Raw genomic sequence first — 16,428 nt, forward strand, 5'->3', positions numbered from 1 at the left:
ATGTCACAACTTTTGTGTAAGCGTTTGCTAAAATGGAAGCAAACGCAAAGGGAGTGATGGAATGAAACGGGCAGTATTGGCAGGAATGTGCGGTATGGTATTTCTTTTATCTTCTTGCGGAGGCGCTTCGGATAAAACTGCCTCCACTGATGAGCCTAAAGCGCTGGAGGTCAAGCTTACGGGACCGAAAACGGTAAAGCCGCATGAAAAAGCGGAATATCAGGCAGATGTTTTTTATGGGGATGAGCGCGTCACAGATGCGGACGAAGTCATGTTTGAAGTATGGAAAGAAGGAAAGAAAGGCAGCAGTAAGACAAGCAAGGCCAAGGAGGAAAAAGGGACGTATCATTTACGCACTGAATTCGAAGAAGAAGGCATATACACGATTCAATCCCACGTCACGGCAAAAAAACAGCACAACATGCCGACTCTTACAGTCCGTGTCGGGAATGCTGATGCTGCCGGTGATTCCTCCGGCCAAGAGAAACAGACGCATCATCATTAATGTTTGTTTTTCTGTGAGAAGCGGTTTGGCGCGTTTTGCGGCGGATCAATCGTATGCTTTACGTTATAGGCCTTTACGGTCGACCAAATGGATAGCAACAGGACGGCAAGCACAATAACGATGCCGAAACTTAAAAGAAGCAGCATAATATCCCTCCTTTTTAACAAATGATAACATATTTTCCAAATGGATGATCAAGGTGCTAAAATTTTATGTTTTGGCAGACGATAAAAAGGGTATATCAATAGTAAACCATAAGGAGGAAGATAGGAATGTCAGAAAAATTACTGAATGCAGTCAATAAACAAGTCGCTAACTGGACGGTCATGTATGTGAAACTACATAATTATCATTGGTATGTAAAAGGAAAGGATTTCTTCACACTGCACGAGAAATTTGAAGAGCTGTATAACGAAGCGGCTACTTATATTGATGACTTGGCAGAACGGCTTTTAGCATTAAACGGCAAGCCGATCGGCACAATGACTGAATCGCTGAAAACGGCGTCCGTAAAAGAAGCGGAAGGCAATGAGGGCGCCGAGCAAATGGTGCAAAGCATTTATGATGATTTCTCCGTTATTGCAGAAGAGCTGAAAAGCGGAATGGATCTTGCCGATGAGGTCGGAGACGAAACAACGGGGGATATGCTGCTTGCGATTCACCAGAATATCGAAAAGCATAACTGGATGTTAAAAGCGTATTTAGGATAACATTATGAAAGGACCGGGGCTTTAAAGCTTCCGGTTTTTTTATCTGTCTGCCCGCGGGAGGTGTTGTCCATTTTTCTGAAATATCCAGTCCGTTCCTCTTCTTTTTCATAGAATAAGGTAAGTCCGTTTCTGTGAAAGGATGTTGGAACAAGTGGGCAAAGACTTTGGCATCTTTTCGTTTTTTGCAGTTGTCGTGTCAGCAGCGGGTTTTTTCTTTGGCGGTTTTCAGTATCCGTTTCTTATTTTGTTATCGTTAATGGCAATTGAATATATCAGTACAAGCTTAAAGGATACCATTTTACATCAGTTGACCGCGAAAAAGCTTTTTGCGCGGCTGGTCAAAAAAATTGTGACCTTGGCATTAATCTCAGTTTGCCATTTTTTTGATCAGCTGCTCACTACTGAGGGTTCTATCCGTAATTTAGCTATTATGTTTTATATCTTATACGAATCGGTGCAAATTGTGATTACGGCAAGTTCGCTTGGTATTCCGGTTCCGCAAATGCTCGTCGATCTTTTGGACGCCTTGAAAAATAAATTCAAGCGCAAACCGTAACTTTTGCCGTGCCGGAGGCCATACTAGGGTATGATGGTTTTCCTCTGAATTTTTGATAAAGGGCTTCCGATCAAACGCAACTGTGGTATGATGTATGGAAGATACGAAGGAACGGATTAGAGGGATAAACATGTACGAGTTTAAAGACTATTATCAAAATACTGTTCAGCTCTCCTTTGAACACCAGCCTTTTTCGGACAGCCCGAAGCATGTGTGGGTCATTTGCCGCTACGGTGATAAGTGGCTCTTGACTGAGCATGAAGACCGGGGTTTTGAATTTCCGGGCGGAAAAGTGGAGCCGATGGAATGTGCCGAAGAAGCGGCGCTGCGCGAAGTAAAGGAAGAGACCGGCGCGGCGGTAAGACATCTTCAGTACGTCGGGCAGTATAAAGTGCTCGGCAAAGAAAAGATCATCGTTAAAAATATATACTTTGCTGATATCGAAAAGCTTGAAAAACAAGCCGATTACTTTGAGACGAAGGGCCCGGTGTTATTCAGCGAACTTCCGGACAATCTCCCGCGAAATAAAAAATTCAGCTTTATTATGAAAGACTCAGTGCTTCCGATCAGTTTGAAAAAGCTGAAACGGGACGGTTTATTTGAATAATGTAAAACGAAGACCCGGCGTCACCGCACGGGCCTTTTTTATATTCTGCCTTTCGTCCATTTTCTTTCTAAAAGCTCTACCACCTGATACATAAGCGTCGCAAAAATTGCGATAATCAAAAGGCTTAAGAAAACGAGTGTGAAATTAAAGACCTGGAATCCGTAGATGATCATATAACCCAAACCTTTTTCGGAGACAAGAAACTCACCGACAATGACGCCGACCCATGATAACCCGACATTCACCTTAAGTGTTGAAATAATCGCAGGGGAGCACGCCGGCAAAATCACTTCTTTAAAAATGACACGTTTTTTTGCGCCGAATGTTTTCATCACCTTAATATAATTTTCATCCACTTCCTGAAATGCCGTAAACACAACGATCGTGGTGATAATGACACTGATCACGGCCCCCATGGCTACAATGCTTGTGAAACTCGGTCCGAGTGCGACGATCAGGATCGGTCCTAGCGCGACTTTCGGCATCGCATTTAAAATGACGAGGTACGGATCTAAAATCCGGGCGAGCCGGTTTGACCACCATAAAAGAGCGGCGAGGCAGGTGCCGAGCAGCGTTCCAAGCAAAAAGCCGAGAACGGTTTCTCCTAAGGTGATGCCGATATGCGCAGCGAGTGATCCGTCTGCGATTTTTTGAACCAGAAGCTTCCAAACAGCAGAAGGCGAGCTGAAGATTAACGGATCAATCCAGTCTGCTTTGCTTGAGATCTCCCATCCGGCAAAAAAGATGACAAAGATGGCCGCCTGATACGCACGGATATGGCGTTTTTCTTTTTTATGTTTTTTCTTAAACTGCTGATGAAGCTGTTCAATCCTCCCGCTGCTGTTTTTCAAGGGAATTCAGCTCCTTCCATATGGTTTGAAACAGCGGCTGGAAGGCCGGGTCCTGGCGCGCGTCAAACGGGTCTAATGCAGCTAATTCTTTAGGTACGTTGAATATTTGATGGATGGTGCCCGGCTGATTTGAAAATAAGTAGATGGTATCGCTCATCGCGATGGCTTCGCCAATATCGTGAGTCACAAGGACAGCTGTTTTTTGAAAATCTTTTAACGTCCGGAACACAAGATTCTCAAGAGAGAGCTTCGTTTGGAAGTCAAGTGCGGAAAAGGGTTCATCAAGAAGTAAAAGGCTCGGATTCGGCGCAAGAGTTCTGGCGAGGGCCGCCCGCTGCCGCATTCCGCCTGAAAGTTCTTTCGGATATTTCTTTTCGACGCCTATTAATCCAAGCTCAGGAAGGAGGCCGAGAACCTCTGTTCTTTTTTCCTCCGTTAATGTCTTGGAGATGTGTAACCCGAGCAGCACATTTTCCTCAATTGATTTCCAAGGAAATAAATAATCCTGCTGAAGCATATAGCCGATATGATGTTCCTTATGATTCGGCACACTCCCTTCAATCAGCACCTGGCCTTCTGCGGGAGGGATAAGGCCGGCAATAATCGATAAGAGCGTTGTTTTTCCGCACCCGCTCGGCCCGAGAAAGGAGATGAAGTCTCCTTTTTCAATCTGGAAATGTATATCCTTCACGGCGGTTGTTTTTTCTTTCAGCGAGAAATAAGTATGAGTTACATGATCTACATGTAAAAAAGACATAATGGTCCTCCTATTGTTCTGAGGTGACTTTTTTGGCGATTTTTGTGTTTACCAGTTTGCTGTATGGAATATGTTTAGGCAGCTCCCCGGCTTCATCCATAATCGATTGGAGCTGTTCCCATTCGTCTTCTTGCAGAACGGGATTGGTTGAGAATGATTTTTGTTTCTTATAGCGGTTTATTGAAGTTTCAATAATGGCAGGGTCGGTATCTGTAAAGTCTTTTTGAATCGTTTTTGCAATGTCTTTGGCCGAGTGGCTTTCCACCCATTGCTGAGCCTTATGAATGGCCCGCGTGAATTTTTCCGCCGTTTTTTCGTTGTTCTTTAAATAGCTTTCTTTTGCCATAAAGGTTGTGTATGGCACTCGGCCGGAAGCTTCCCCGAAGGAAGCGACGATATGGCCGATGCCTTCCTTTTCAAACAGTGAGGCCGTCGGTTCAAACAGCTGCACATAATCGCCGGTTCCAGACGCGAATGCGTTTGATATATTGGCAAAATCAATGTTTTGAATGAGGTCAATATCTTTCTGCGGATCGATATGATGTTTTTTCAGGGCGTACTCACCGGCCATTTGGGGCATGCCGCCTTTTCGCTGGCCGAGAAATGTCTTTCCTTTTACATCGTCCCATTTGAATTGCTGCACATCCTTTCTTGCAACGAGAAATGTGCCGTCTGTCTGTGTCAGCTGAGCAAAGTTAATGACAGGGTCCTTTGCTCCTTGCGCCTCTACATAAATTGATGTTTCAGAACCGACTAACGCGATGTCAGATCCGTTTGACAGCAGTGATGTCATCGTTTTGTCGCCGCCCCATGTCGTATTGACAGTGACAAGAAGCCCTTCTTTTTTAAAGAAGCCTTTTGCTTTAGCGACATACAAAGGTGTATAAAAGATGGAATGAGTGACTTCTGCCACTTTCACCTTTGTCAGACTTTCTTCCTGCTTGCAGGCGGGGAGCAAAAGAAGAAGAAAAGCGCATATGACGAAGGCGCAGCCCGTTTTGAGCCATTTGTTCACGGTATAACCTCCTTGTGTTAAGCGTTAAAATAACCCTTTTTGCTTTACATATCGTATGATGGGTATAAAAAATGTGTGAGTGCCCATATTCAGGTTGGGAAAGAATAAAAAAACCGATAATGACAAGGAGGCTTATTCGTTTTGCTAGTTGAGAAGAGAAGATTTCCGTCTCCCAGTCGGCATGTCCGCCTCTATACAGTGTGTTATGTCTCTAAAGGATTAAAGGTGAAGGGGCTGATGGCTGAGCCGGCTGTGTCAGGGGAGTATGACGGTTTTTTATATTTGCGAGGCGGCATTAAAAACGTCGGCATGGTTCGGCCGGGAAGAATCATTCAATTTGCATCGCAAGGCTTTGTCGTGTTTGCGCCTTTTTACAGAGGCAATCAGGGAGGCGAGGGCAATGAGGATTTTGCGGGAGAGGACAGAGAAGACGCGTTTTCCGCATTCCGCCTGCTGCAAGAGCATCCGAGCGTAAGGAAAGGCAGAGTCCATATTTTCGGCTTTTCCCGCGGCGGGATTATGGGGCTTTTAACTGCGATTGAGATGGGGCGCCAAGCCGCTTCGTTCGTCTCATGGGGCGGCGTCAGTGATATGGTGCTTACGTATGAGGAGCGAAAGGACTTGCGGCGAATGATGAAGCGGGTGATTGGCGGCACGCCGAAAAAGGTTCCGGACGAATATAAACGCCGCTCACCGTTTGAAAAAGTAAACCGCGTCCATGCTCCCGTGCTGCTCATTCATGGTGAGGAGGACCAAAATGTATCAATTGAACATGCCCGCATGATAGAAGAGAAGCTGAAAGAGGCGGGCAAGCTGGTGGAAACATGGTATTACAGCGGTTTTACGCATTATTTTCCTCCGCACGAAAACAGGCGCATTGTCCGGCAGCTTACCAAGTGGATGAAATCAAAGTAAGACCAATGATTTATGGTATGATAAAGAAAAAGAGAACGAAAGGGGATTTTCATTTTGGGAATGCCTGTTGAATTTAATACAATGATTGTGACAAAAGGCAACGAAAAACGGATAGAGGAAAATATCTTCATCCTTGAAAAAGAGGGCTACCGCGTATATCCTCTTGATATTCCGATGGACGTGCGCAAAACGAAAACAGGCGAGAAATCGGGTACGGGAGAAGTCCAAAAGCTCGAATGGGCGAACGGACGGACAAGCATTACATACAGGCTTACCTCGCTTTACACTACAAACTAATGAACAATAGCCAAGGGCATTTGCGCCCTTGGCTTTTTTGGTTAAACGAGAGGTCCGCCCGTTTTGGCAATTGAGTCGGTATGTGAGAACTTTTTAAAATTTTCCTTGAACTCATGAGCGAGGAACAGCGCTTTTTCATTGTAGGCTTTTTTATCGCTCCATGTGTTTTCAGGCTGAAGGACATGGTCGGGCACGCCTGGGACATGAACAGGGCTGTGCAGGCCGAAGATACTGTCCGTCACCATGTCTGTCTGATCCAGTTTGCCTTCAATCGCCGCTTTTACCATCGCTCTCGTGTAGGACAGCTTCATGCGCTCTCCCTCACCGTATCCTCCGCCGGTCCATCCTGTGTTGACGAGGAAGACCTGAACGCCGTGCTCATCGATTTTCTTCCCGAGCATTTCGGCATATACGTGGGCCGGAAGCGGAAGAAACGGAGAACCGAAGCATGTTGAGAAAGTCGTTTGCGGAGATGTCACCCCGCGCTCGGTTCCGGCAAGCTTACTGGTGTACCCGCTTAAGAAATGATACATCGCCTGTTCCTTCGTCAGTTTGCTGATCGGAGGCAGCACACCGAACGCGTCTGCCGTTAAAAAGACGATGGCTGACGGGTGCCCGGCGAGGCTTGGAGACACGATATTGCCGATCATCTCAATCGGATACGCCGCTCTTGTATTTTCCGTGTAGAAGGAATTATCGTAATCCGCCTTATGCGTATTATCGTCAATCACAACATTTTCAAGCACTGAACCGAAGCGGATCGCGTTGAAAATCTGCGGCTCCTTCTCTTCACTCAAGTTAATACATTTAGCGTAGCAGCCGCCCTCGATGTTAAATACGCCGGAGTGTGACCAGCCGTGCTCGTCATCGCCGATCAATTTGCGGTTTGCATCTGCTGAGAGCGTCGTTTTTCCGGTGCCGGAAAGTCCGAAAAACAGGGCGACATCGCCTTTTTCCCCGACGTTGGCTGAGCAGTGCATCGGCAGGATATCCTGCGCGGGCAGCAGGAAGTTCATAATGGAGAATATCGATTTTTTCATTTCTCCGGCGTATTCCGTTCCGCCGATTAAAATGACGCGTTTTTCGAAAGAAACGATAATAAACGTTTCAGAATGTGTGCCGTCAGTTTCCGGGTCCGCTTTAAAATGCGGGGCGGAAAGAATGGTAAAGGGCTGAACCCCGGAGTCTCTTTCGTCTGTCTCAGGTCTGATAAACAGCTGGCGCGCGAATAGATTATGCCATGCAAACTCATTTACGACCGTAATCGGCAGTCTGTATTTTTCATCCGCACCTGCGAATCCCTCAAATACAAACAGTTCATCCCGCTGTTTTAAATAGCTGACGACTTTTGAATAAAGCCGTTCAAACGCTTCTTCTGAAATGGGCTGGTTTACCGGCCCCCAATCAATCTGATCTTCTGTGCTTTGTTCCCGGACGATAAATTTATCTTTTGGAGAACGGCCGGTGTATGCACCGGTAGTTGCGCGGACGGCGCCCGTTGATGTTAATGTTCCTTCATTTCGGCTGATCACTTTTTCGGTAAGTCTTGGGGCGGATAAATTATGATGCACATTCGGACTTGCGAGTAATGCCTGTAAGTCTGCGGTTAAATCAACTAATTTCATAAAAACCTTCCTTTGCCGGTTTATTTGTGTTTCGCTGAATGTGAAATTAGTATAACACATATATAAAAATAGTCTATACTATTTATTATTTTTTGTTTGTGTTTTTCCATTGCTTTCTGAAATTAAGGCGCGCAATCGCTTTAATTCATATTGACACCTTAAACACTTTTACGATAAGATATTTCATTGAGCGGATACTCTTATCCCGAGCTGGCGGAGGGACAGGCCCGATGAAGCCCAGCAACCGGTTTCTCTGTTAAAAAGCATGTGGAAACACTGTGAGAAACTAAGGTGCTAACCTGATGCAAGGTTCAATATTTTCCTTGAGCGATAAGAGTGAAAGGCACACAAACCAAACCCTTTCCTCGAGTGGAAAAGGTTTTTTTATTTCATAAAATATGCCAATTAACATTCTCTGATATAGTATGACATTGTATTAAGAGGGAGCGAGTTCCGTATCATATGAGAAGATCTTGGGATGGATCTTTTTTCAGGAGGAAAAATTCATGAGTAAAAACCGTCGTCTGTTTACATCTGAATCTGTTACAGAGGGGCATCCGGATAAAATCTGTGACCAAATCTCTGACAGCATTTTAGATGAAATTTTAAAAAATGACCCTAACGCGCGCGTAGCCTGCGAAACATCTGTAACGACAGGCTTAGTGCTGGTCAGCGGAGAGATTACAACATCAACATACGTTGACATTCCGAAAACGGTACGTGAAACGATTAAAGAAATCGGCTACACACGCGCAAAATACGGATTTGATGCGGAAACTTGCGCTGTTTTAACGTCAATTGACGAACAGTCAGCAGATATCGCGATGGGCGTCGACCAAGCGCTTGAAGCACGTGAAGGCACAATGAGCGATGCTGAAATCGAAGCAATCGGAGCGGGAGACCAAGGCTTGATGTTCGGTTATGCATGTAATGAGACGAAAGAGCTTATGCCGCTTCCGATCTCACTGGCCCATAAATTGGCGCGCCGTTTAAGCGAAGTCCGCAAAGAAGACATTCTTCCGTACCTTCGCCCGGACGGTAAAACACAAGTAACAGTTGAATATGATGAAAACAACAAGCCGGTCCGCATCGATGCGATCGTTATTTCCACTCAGCACCACCCTGAAATTACGCTTGAGCAAATCCAGCGCAATCTGAAAGAGCACGTCATTAATCCGGTCGTGCCTGAGGAACTGATTGATGAAGAAACAAAATACTTCATTAACCCGACAGGACGCTTCGTTATCGGCGGACCTCAAGGTGACGCGGGGCTTACAGGCCGTAAAATCATCGTTGACACATACGGCGGCTATGCACGCCACGGCGGCGGCGCATTTTCCGGTAAGGATGCGACGAAAGTAGACCGTTCTGCGGCATATGCAGCGAGATATGTAGCGAAAAACATTGTTGCAGCCGGACTTGCGGATTCATGTGAAGTGCAGCTTGCATACGCAATCGGCGTTGCGCAGCCTGTTTCCATTTCAATCAACACATTTGATACCGGAAAAGCTTCTGAAGAAAAGCTGATTGAAGTCGTACGCAGCAACTTCGATCTGAGACCGGCCGGCATTATTAAAATGCTTGACCTGCGCCGCCCGATCTATAAGCAAACGGCTGCTTACGGCCACTTCGGACGTCATGATGTGGACCTTCCTTGGGAGCGCACTGACAAGGCGGAAACGCTTCGCAAAGAAGCACTAGGAGAATAATTATATAGCCGCTTACTTAAGCGGCTTTCCCTTTTTGTAGATGCTGTCATGTTTATTTTTTTACATAACGTGAAACAAATGATTGAGCAAAGCGTCTATAAAAAGGGGGTCCAATTAGAAAATTACACTTATGGAGGCTATATTATGTGTGGATTTGTCGGTGTTTTTAATAAGCATCCATTAACTCAAACCGCAGATCAAGAAGAGCTAATCAAACAAATGAACCAAATGATCGTTCACCGCGGTCCTGACAGCGATGGGTATTATCATGATGAGCACGTCGGCTTCGGCTTCAGACGGCTCAGTATTATTGACGTAGAAAACGGCGGACAGCCTTTATCATATGAAGATGAAAAATATTGGATCATTTTTAACGGCGAAATTTATAACTATATTGAATTGAGAGAAGAGCTTGAAGCAAAGGGCTACACTTTCAATACAGATTCCGATACCGAAGTTCTGCTTGCGACATACCGCCATTATAAAGAAGAAGCGGCTTCAAAGCTTCGCGGAATGTTTGCGTTTCTGATTTGGAACAAAGCTGACCAAGTCATGTACGGCGCGAGAGACCCGTTCGGAATCAAACCGCTGTACTATACAACGATTCAAGACAAGGTGTATTTTGCTTCAGAAAGAAAAAGTTTAATGGCCGCTCAGAACGGAATTGACCTTGATACAGCTTCTTTACAGCAATATATGTCTTTCCAATTTGTTCCTGAACCGGGCACACTTGACGCTGAAGTGAAAAAAGTGGAGCCGGGCAGCCAGTTTACAATCCGTCCGGAAGGCGACATTGCGTTTAAAACGTATTTCAAAGCGAACTTCAAGCCTGTTCAGTCAGATGAAGATAAGCTTGTTAAGGAAGTCAGAGACGCGATTTTTGACTCTGTGAAAGTTCATATGAGAAGTGACGTTCCTGTCGGCTCGTTTCTATCCGGCGGTATCGACTCTTCTTTTATCGTCTCTGTAGCGAAAGAGTTTCACCCCAACCTGAAAACTTTTTCTGTCGGCTTTGAACAGCAGGGCTTCAGTGAAGTTGATGTAGCGAAGGAAACAGCCGCTGCGCTCGGTATCGAAAACATCAGCAAAGTCATTTCTCCTGAGGAGTATATGAACGAGCTTCCGAAAATCGTATGGCACTTTGATGATCCGCTTGCAGATCCTGCGGCGATTCCGTTGTATTTCGTTGCGAAAGAAGCGAAGAAGCATGTAACGGTTGCCTTATCTGGTGAGGGTGCGGATGAGTTATTCGGCGGTTATAACATTTACCGTGAGCCGCTGTCCCTTAAACCGTTTGAACGCATCCCGTCCGGCCTGAAAAAAATGCTTCTTCATGTTGCAGCTGTCATGCCTGAAGGAATGAGAGGAAAAAGTCTCTTAGTCCGCGGCTGTACACCGCTTGAGGATCGTTATATCGGTAATGCAAAGATTTTTGAAGAGCCTGTGAAGAAACAGCTGCTGAAACATTATAATCCGCAGCTTTCATACCGTGATGTGACGAAGCCGTACTTTACGGAAAGCAGCACATACAGTGATATTAATAAAATGCAGTATGTCGACATTCATACGTGGATGCGCGGCGATATTCTGTTAAAGGCCGATAAAATGACGATGGCGAATTCATTGGAATTGCGTGTGCCGTTCCTTGATAAAGTCGTGTTTGATGTGGCTTCTAAAATTCCTGATGAACTGAAAACGAAAAACGGTACGACGAAGTACCTCTTGCGCAAAGCCGCTGAAGGGGTAGTGCCTGATCATGTGCTTAACCGCAAAAAACTCGGCTTCCCTGTGCCGATCCGCCATTGGCTGAAAAATGAAATGAACGAATGGGTGCGCAATATCATTCGTGAAAGTGAAACGGACGCTTACATTGAAAAGGACTATGTTCTTCAGCTTCTTGAAGACCATTGTGCCGACAGAGCGGACAACAGCCGTAAAATCTGGACGGTGCTGATCTTTATGATCTGGCACAGCATTAACGTTGAAAAACGTCTCGTCCCTGAAGAGCTGAACCACCAGCCGAAAGAAGTTATTTTCGTTTAATAAAGAAGGCTTTCGATATTTGTCGAAAGCCTTTTTTCTATAGTTCTCTAATCCGTCTATTCCGCTTTGTTTTTGACAAAGTATTACACAATATTCAGAAAAGAGTTATAATGGGACTAATCGGGTGTCTGCCGGAAAGCGTTTTCTGGCTATTTCGTCTCGGTTTATGTTGTTCTCTGTCAAAATCAGGGGGGGAGAGTTATGCAAAACAAAGGAAAAACGCTGCATCGCGGATTAGAGGAGAGGCATATTTCACTCATGTCTTTAGGTGCCGCGATCGGAGTCGGCTTGTTTCTCGGGTCAGCTTCTGCCATTAAGCTTGCCGGGCCGGGGATTTTAGCCGCTTACGCCTGCAGCGGGCTTATTATGTTTTTTATTATGCGGGCATTAGGGGAAATGGCAATTCAAAAGCCTGTAGCCGGATCTTTCAGCAGATACGCGCGGGATTATTTAGGACCTCTCGCCGGGTTTTTAACGGGCTGGAACTACTGGTTTTTATGGGTCGTAACCTGTATGGCAGAAATTACGGCGGTAGGCATTTACATGGGCTACTGGTTCCCGGACGTACCGGCATGGATTTGGGCGCTTGCGGCGCTTGTCATTATGACGGCTGTCAACTTTTTGGCGGTTAAAGCATATGGTGAGCTTGAATTTTGGTTTGCGCTCATCAAGGTCGCTGCGATCCTCTCCATGATCGCGATCGGTTTAGTCATAATCGTTTTCGGACTTGGTAATGGAGGCGTGGCACTGGGTATCAGTAATTTGTGGAGTCACGGCGGCTTTTTCCCGAATGGGATAAAAGGGGTGCTGCTGTCGCTTCAAATGGTCATGTTTGCGTATCTTGGTATTGAATTAATAGGTGTAACGGCCGGTGAGGTCAAAAACCCGCAGAAATCGCTGGCGAGGGCCATCGATACTGTCTTTTGGCGTATTCTCATTTTTTATGTCGGTGCTTTGTTTGTCATTATGTCTATTTACCCTTGGCAGGAAATCGGTTCAGGTGGAAGTCCTTTTGTTCTTACGTTTGAAAAAGTGGGAATCCCCGCAGCAGCCGGCATTATTAATTTTGTCGTTTTGACAGCGGCTCTCTCTTCTTGCAACAGCGGGATTTTCAGTACGGGCCGCATGCTGTTTAACCTTGCGGAACAAAATGAAGCTCCCAAAGCCTACGGAACGGTCACAAAAGGCGGCGTGCCGGGAAAAGCGGTATTGGTTTCGGCAGGCGCACTATGCGTCGGAGTGATTTTAAACTACGTGGTGCCGGCGAAAGTATTTACGTGGGTGACAAGCATTGCGACGTTCGGAGCGATTTGGACGTGGGCGATTATTTTGCTTTCTCAATTGAAATACCGGAAAAGTTTACAGCCGGAAGAGCGCAAAAAACTAAAATATAAAATGCCTTTATATCCTTTTTCCTCATACATCTCACTGGCATTTCTCGCTTTTGTGGTTGTGCTGATGGCTTATAATGCGGAGACAAGAGTCGCCGTCATTATCGGCCCTATCTGGTTTTGTATCCTGTTAGCGGTGTACTACGGGAAAGGATTCCATAAAAGAAAACATGTGAGTCTGGAAAACGGACAAACACTCGCCGAAAAAGCATAAAGAAAGAGCCCTTTTGAACGGGCTCTTTTTTCATAGGATCTCAGTGATCGGGGAAGAATAAAACAAATTCCTGAACATTTTGTTTCTGTTTTCCGCACAATCATCAAAACGCAAATGGTTTTCGCTTAAATAATATTTTGAAAAATGGTACAGTAGTAAAACAAAGCTTTTCTTTTTATTTCTCTTGAAGTGTTTTATAATATCGGCCTTTTTCAACATATTCCGTTCTGATTCTTTCCATGTCCTGTATGTCTTCTTCCGTCAGCCGGCGAATGACCTTTGCGGGCCGGCCGAACGCAAGACAGCCGGGCGGAATGGTTTTGCCCGGAGGAACGAGGCTCCCGGCGCCGATAAACGCGCCTTCACCGATTTCAGCTCCATCAAGAATGACGGAGCCCATACCGATTAAAGCATTCTTTCTGATGATAGAGCTGTGCAGTGTAACCTGATGCCCGATTGTCGCGTCATCTTCTATAAGAAGCGGGCGGCCCGGACTTTGATGAAGGCAGCTTAAGTCTTGGATATTGACTCTTTTTCCGATTCTTGTCGGCGCTACATCTCCCCGAATGACTGCCGAGAACCAAATGCTTGATTGTTCTCCGATCACAACGTCGCCGGTAATGACGGCGTTATCCGCGATAAATGCTTCAGGGTGGATGTCCGGCGTAAATTGTTTATAAGGGTAGATTATCATTTTCATCCTTCTTTCTTTAATAAATATCGTAAGAGGTGAACAGCATGTGGACTTGGAAAGCAGACAGTCCTGTCGGTACGATTGTCATTATCCACGGGGCAAGCGAATACCACGGGCGGTATAAATGGTTAATTGAAATGTGGAGATCTTCCGGTTATAACGTTGTGATCGGCGATTTGCCCGGTCAGGGAACATCCACCCGCGCCAGGGGGCATATTCGCTCTTTCCAAGAATACATTGATGAAGTAGATATATGGATTGATCAAGCGAGGACGCTTGAAGAGCCTGTTTTTCTTTTGGGCCACAGCATGGGCGGGCTGATTGCGATAGAATGGTGTAAACAGCAGAGAAATCCCCGCATTACGGCACTTATTTTATCATCACCTTGTCTGGGGCTGCAAATCAAAGTAAATAAAATGCTTGATTTCGCGTCAAAAGGACTGAATGTCCTCGCGCCCTCCCTCAGAGTGGATTCCGGATTATCACCGGATATGGCGACACGGAATGCGGAAATGGTCGAAGCGGATGTAAACGACTCTTTATATGTCACAAAGGTATCTGTAAGATGGTACAGAGAGCTTTTAAAAACCATTGATGCCGCTATGGTGCCGACCGATGCTTTTTTAAAGGTGCCGCTTCTTCTCATGCAGGGCGGCGATGATAAAATTGTCGATAAAATCAAGGTCCGCAAATGGTTTTCCGGCGTGGCTTCCCATAATAAATCTTACAGAGAGTGGGAAGGGCTTTATCATGAAATTTTTAATGAACCTGAAAGAGACGATGTTTTTAAGGCAGCAAAGGCCTTTACAGATCAGTATATTTGAATTCGTTGGGGGTGCATGTGTTGACAGTACCGGAACATCCTTTTAATCTAATGGCAAAAGTGTATCGGGAGATTTTTCCGCTCGTCCATCAGGAACTGGACATGTGGCGGGCAAAATCAGAAACCATTAAAAATACCGAGCTGCAGCAGCAGGCAGCCGCAAGTATCCGGGATAAATCATTTCATTGTGAAGGCGGCGGCATTTTGGCCCTGCTGTCGGGGGAGCAAAAGCAGAAATGTGTGCAATTTATCATTGCGTACCAGACAATCAGCGACTATTTGGACAATCTGTGCGACCGCAGCACCTCGCTTGATCCCGAGGATTTCCGCATGCTTCATCTTTCAATGCGTGATGCACTGACAGTCGGCGCTGAAGTGCAGCCGTACTATCAATACAGAGAAGAGCAGGATGACGGCGGGTATCTGCACGAGCTGGTCAGAACATGCCAGCGCGTCCTCGGCTCCATTGAACATTACGACATCATTAAACCTTACTTGCTTGAACTGTGCGGCTATTACTGCGACCTTCAGGTTCATAAGCATGTCGTGGAGCATGAACGTGTTCCGAGGCTAAAAAAGTGGTTTGAGCAGTATCAATCACAGCTGCCGGAAATGGAATGGTATGAATTTTCCGCTTGTGCCGGTTCAACGTTAGGCATTTTCTGTTTGGTCGCATATTCTTTCCAGACTGATTTTGACGAACATACCGCTGAGAAAATCCGCAGCAGCTATTTTCCTTACATACAAGGGCTTCACATTTTGCTCGATTATTTAATTGATCAGGAAGAGGATTTGCTTGAAGGAGACCTGAACTTCTGTACGTATTACGAGTCTCATGAAGAAATGATGCAGAGGCTGAAGCATTTTATAGAAAAAGCGGATGAACATTTACAGGGCATTCCGCATGAAAATTTTCACCGGCTGATTAACAGGGGGCTGCTCGGCGTCTATTTATCAGACGATAAAGTCGCGAGTCAGAAAGAGATGGGCCGACTTGCCAGAAAGCTGATCAGAGCAAGCGGAAAAACGTCTTTTTTCTTTTATATTAACGGGAGAGCCTACCGCAAATTTCAGAAGATGGCTTGGACGAAAAGCTCATAATTACTGAACTGCGCCATTCACTTCTGTCAAACGGCAAATGAATGGTGCAGTTTTTTATTTTTTTGGTCAGGCTCAAGGGTATCCTGCTTACACAAAAAAGATAAAATAAAAAAGAGACGCGCAGGAATTACGCTGTCTCTTTTTTTAATGGCTTCTTTTTTGCCATAAAGAACAATACAAATTTGCCTATAATCCCAATGATGAACAATGAAGCGAACCACCAATAATATGTTTTTGCAAATTCAAATCCTAAATGTCTTAATAAAATGATCACAAACATCATATATGGAACAATTGAAAAGACGATGCGAAGAATATTCAAACTGCTGCTCCTCCCAGATGAAAAAATTGGTTTATCTTTTTTTGATGAAGTATAGCAAAGATCACTATTAAATAAATAGGTATCATTCATGAATCAATTCCGGTGCCATTCTAATGAACTCCGCTTTATAAGAGTACAGAGGAAGATAGTTCATAAGTGGAAAATGAAACTGCCTGATAGTAAGAATACGGCGGAAAATCATTTTCTTAATCAACTGAAGCTGCTTCTTTTTTTTGATATAAATTCATGTTAATATATTTTTTTGAAAAGTAAACATGATTAACCAAAAAAGA

The 16,428-nt window shown here is 45.1% G+C and carries 18 protein-coding genes and 1 riboswitch; of the genes, 11 read left to right on the forward strand and 7 right to left on the reverse strand.

What is annotated here, in order from left to right; translation table 11 throughout:
- Positions 1 to 61 precede the first annotated feature (61 nt).
- On the forward strand, positions 62 to 505 hold the full coding sequence (locus KY305_RS09900; protein ID WP_223062376.1) for a FixH family protein: 444 nt from the start codon (positions 62 to 64) through the stop codon (positions 503 to 505).
- Here the strand turns inward: KY305_RS09900 and ytzI are convergent.
- A complete protein-coding gene (ytzI, locus tag KY305_RS09905) occupies positions 502 to 651 on the reverse strand; it encodes a YtzI protein (protein ID WP_214803786.1) in 150 nt (49 codons plus the stop codon). The two genes, KY305_RS09900 and ytzI, sit on opposite strands and share 4 nt — an antisense overlap.
- 126 nt (positions 652 to 777) lie before the next feature.
- Between ytzI and KY305_RS09910 the strand changes: the two genes are divergently transcribed.
- The 3 genes from KY305_RS09910 to ytkD all read left to right on the forward strand — a co-directional run bounded on the left by KY305_RS09910 (position 778) and on the right by ytkD (position 2,378).
- Entirely contained in the window at positions 778 to 1,215 is a 438-nt protein-coding gene (locus tag KY305_RS09910) for a Dps family protein (protein ID WP_223062377.1), read from the forward strand.
- 151 nt (positions 1,216 to 1,366) lie between these two features.
- Complete coding sequence (locus KY305_RS09915) at positions 1,367 to 1,771, forward strand: phage holin family protein (RefSeq protein ID WP_223062378.1); 405 nt, start codon at positions 1,367 to 1,369, stop codon at positions 1,769 to 1,771.
- Between the two features lie 130 nt (positions 1,772 to 1,901).
- Positions 1,902 to 2,378, forward strand: coding sequence for an RNA deprotection pyrophosphohydrolase (ytkD, locus tag KY305_RS09920; RefSeq protein ID WP_214803780.1), 477 nt, complete (start codon positions 1,902 to 1,904; stop codon positions 2,376 to 2,378).
- Positions 2,379 to 2,416: 38 nt separating this feature from the next.
- Here the strand turns inward: ytkD and KY305_RS09925 are convergent, their stop codons facing one another.
- From KY305_RS09925 to KY305_RS09935, 3 genes are read right to left on the reverse strand one after another with little or no spacing between them, the layout of a single operon-like run.
- Entirely contained in the window at positions 2,417 to 3,229 is an 813-nt protein-coding gene (locus KY305_RS09925) for an ABC transporter permease (RefSeq protein ID WP_223062379.1), read from the reverse strand.
- Positions 3,204 to 3,986: an ABC transporter ATP-binding protein gene (locus tag KY305_RS09930; protein ID WP_223062380.1), complete on the reverse strand. Its 783-nt coding sequence runs from the start codon at positions 3,984 to 3,986 to the stop codon at positions 3,204 to 3,206. Before KY305_RS09930 ends, KY305_RS09925 begins: the two co-directional genes overlap by 26 nt.
- A gap of 10 nt (positions 3,987 to 3,996) precedes the next feature.
- Positions 3,997 to 5,001: an ABC transporter substrate-binding protein gene (locus tag KY305_RS09935; protein ID WP_223062381.1), complete on the reverse strand. Its 1,005-nt coding sequence runs from the start codon at positions 4,999 to 5,001 to the stop codon at positions 3,997 to 3,999.
- A gap of 141 nt (positions 5,002 to 5,142) precedes the next feature.
- Here KY305_RS09935 and KY305_RS09940 point away from each other — a divergent pair, with 141 nt between their 5' ends.
- Together KY305_RS09940 and KY305_RS09945 are read left to right on the forward strand one after the other, a co-directional pair.
- A complete protein-coding gene (locus KY305_RS09940) occupies positions 5,143 to 5,916 on the forward strand; it encodes an alpha/beta hydrolase family protein (RefSeq protein ID WP_223062382.1) in 774 nt (257 codons plus the stop codon).
- A gap of 54 nt (positions 5,917 to 5,970) precedes the next feature.
- Complete coding sequence (locus tag KY305_RS09945; RefSeq protein WP_061520066.1) at positions 5,971 to 6,213, forward strand: DUF2584 domain-containing protein; 243 nt, start codon at positions 5,971 to 5,973, stop codon at positions 6,211 to 6,213.
- 41 nt (positions 6,214 to 6,254) lie between these two features.
- Here the strand turns inward: KY305_RS09945 and pckA are convergent, their stop codons facing one another.
- Positions 6,255 to 7,838 carry a phosphoenolpyruvate carboxykinase (ATP) gene (gene pckA / locus KY305_RS09950; RefSeq protein ID WP_223062383.1) on the reverse strand — a complete coding sequence of 528 codons (1,584 nt, stop codon included), beginning with the start codon at positions 7,836 to 7,838 and terminating at the stop codon, positions 6,255 to 6,257.
- A 197-nt stretch (positions 7,839 to 8,035) separates the two neighbouring features.
- Positions 8,036 to 8,175, forward strand: a riboswitch (SAM riboswitch).
- 169 nt (positions 8,176 to 8,344) lie between these two features.
- Here pckA and metK point away from each other — a divergent pair.
- The 3 genes from metK (at position 8,345) to alaP (ending at position 13,195) form a co-directional block, all read left to right on the forward strand.
- Positions 8,345 to 9,547: a methionine adenosyltransferase gene (metK, locus tag KY305_RS09955; RefSeq protein WP_061520068.1), complete on the forward strand. Its 1,203-nt coding sequence runs from the start codon at positions 8,345 to 8,347 to the stop codon at positions 9,545 to 9,547.
- A 144-nt stretch (positions 9,548 to 9,691) separates the two neighbouring features.
- Entirely contained in the window at positions 9,692 to 11,590 is a 1,899-nt protein-coding gene (gene asnB / locus KY305_RS09960) for an asparagine synthase (glutamine-hydrolyzing) (protein WP_061520069.1), read from the forward strand.
- A gap of 201 nt (positions 11,591 to 11,791) precedes the next feature.
- Entirely contained in the window at positions 11,792 to 13,195 is a 1,404-nt protein-coding gene (alaP, locus tag KY305_RS09965; protein ID WP_223062384.1) for an alanine permease AlaP, read from the forward strand.
- Positions 13,196 to 13,370: 175 nt separating this feature from the next.
- On the opposite strand, the gene KY305_RS09970 is transcribed toward alaP, so the two are convergent.
- Complete coding sequence (locus KY305_RS09970) at positions 13,371 to 13,886, reverse strand: gamma carbonic anhydrase (protein ID WP_214803821.1); 516 nt, start codon at positions 13,884 to 13,886, stop codon at positions 13,371 to 13,373.
- Between the two features lie 47 nt (positions 13,887 to 13,933).
- On the opposite strand from KY305_RS09970, the gene KY305_RS09975 reads away from it, so the two are divergent.
- Together KY305_RS09975 and KY305_RS09980 are read left to right on the forward strand one after the other, a co-directional pair.
- Complete coding sequence (locus KY305_RS09975; RefSeq protein WP_223062385.1) at positions 13,934 to 14,713, forward strand: alpha/beta hydrolase; 780 nt, start codon at positions 13,934 to 13,936, stop codon at positions 14,711 to 14,713.
- Positions 14,714 to 14,733: 20 nt separating this feature from the next.
- Positions 14,734 to 15,813, forward strand: a complete 1,080-nt coding sequence (locus KY305_RS09980) for a tetraprenyl-beta-curcumene synthase family protein (protein ID WP_223062386.1) — start codon at positions 14,734 to 14,736, stop codon at positions 15,811 to 15,813.
- A gap of 127 nt (positions 15,814 to 15,940) precedes the next feature.
- Here the strand turns inward: KY305_RS09980 and KY305_RS09985 are convergent, their stop codons facing one another.
- Positions 15,941 to 16,135, reverse strand: coding sequence for a hypothetical protein (locus tag KY305_RS09985; RefSeq protein WP_223062387.1), 195 nt, complete (start codon positions 16,133 to 16,135; stop codon positions 15,941 to 15,943).
- Positions 16,136 to 16,428: the final 293 nt, after the last annotated feature.

Origin of the sequence: Bacillus sp. YC2 (genome assembly GCF_019891195.1) — a bacterium.
GTDB lineage: Bacteria > Bacillota > Bacilli > Bacillales > Bacillaceae > Bacillus.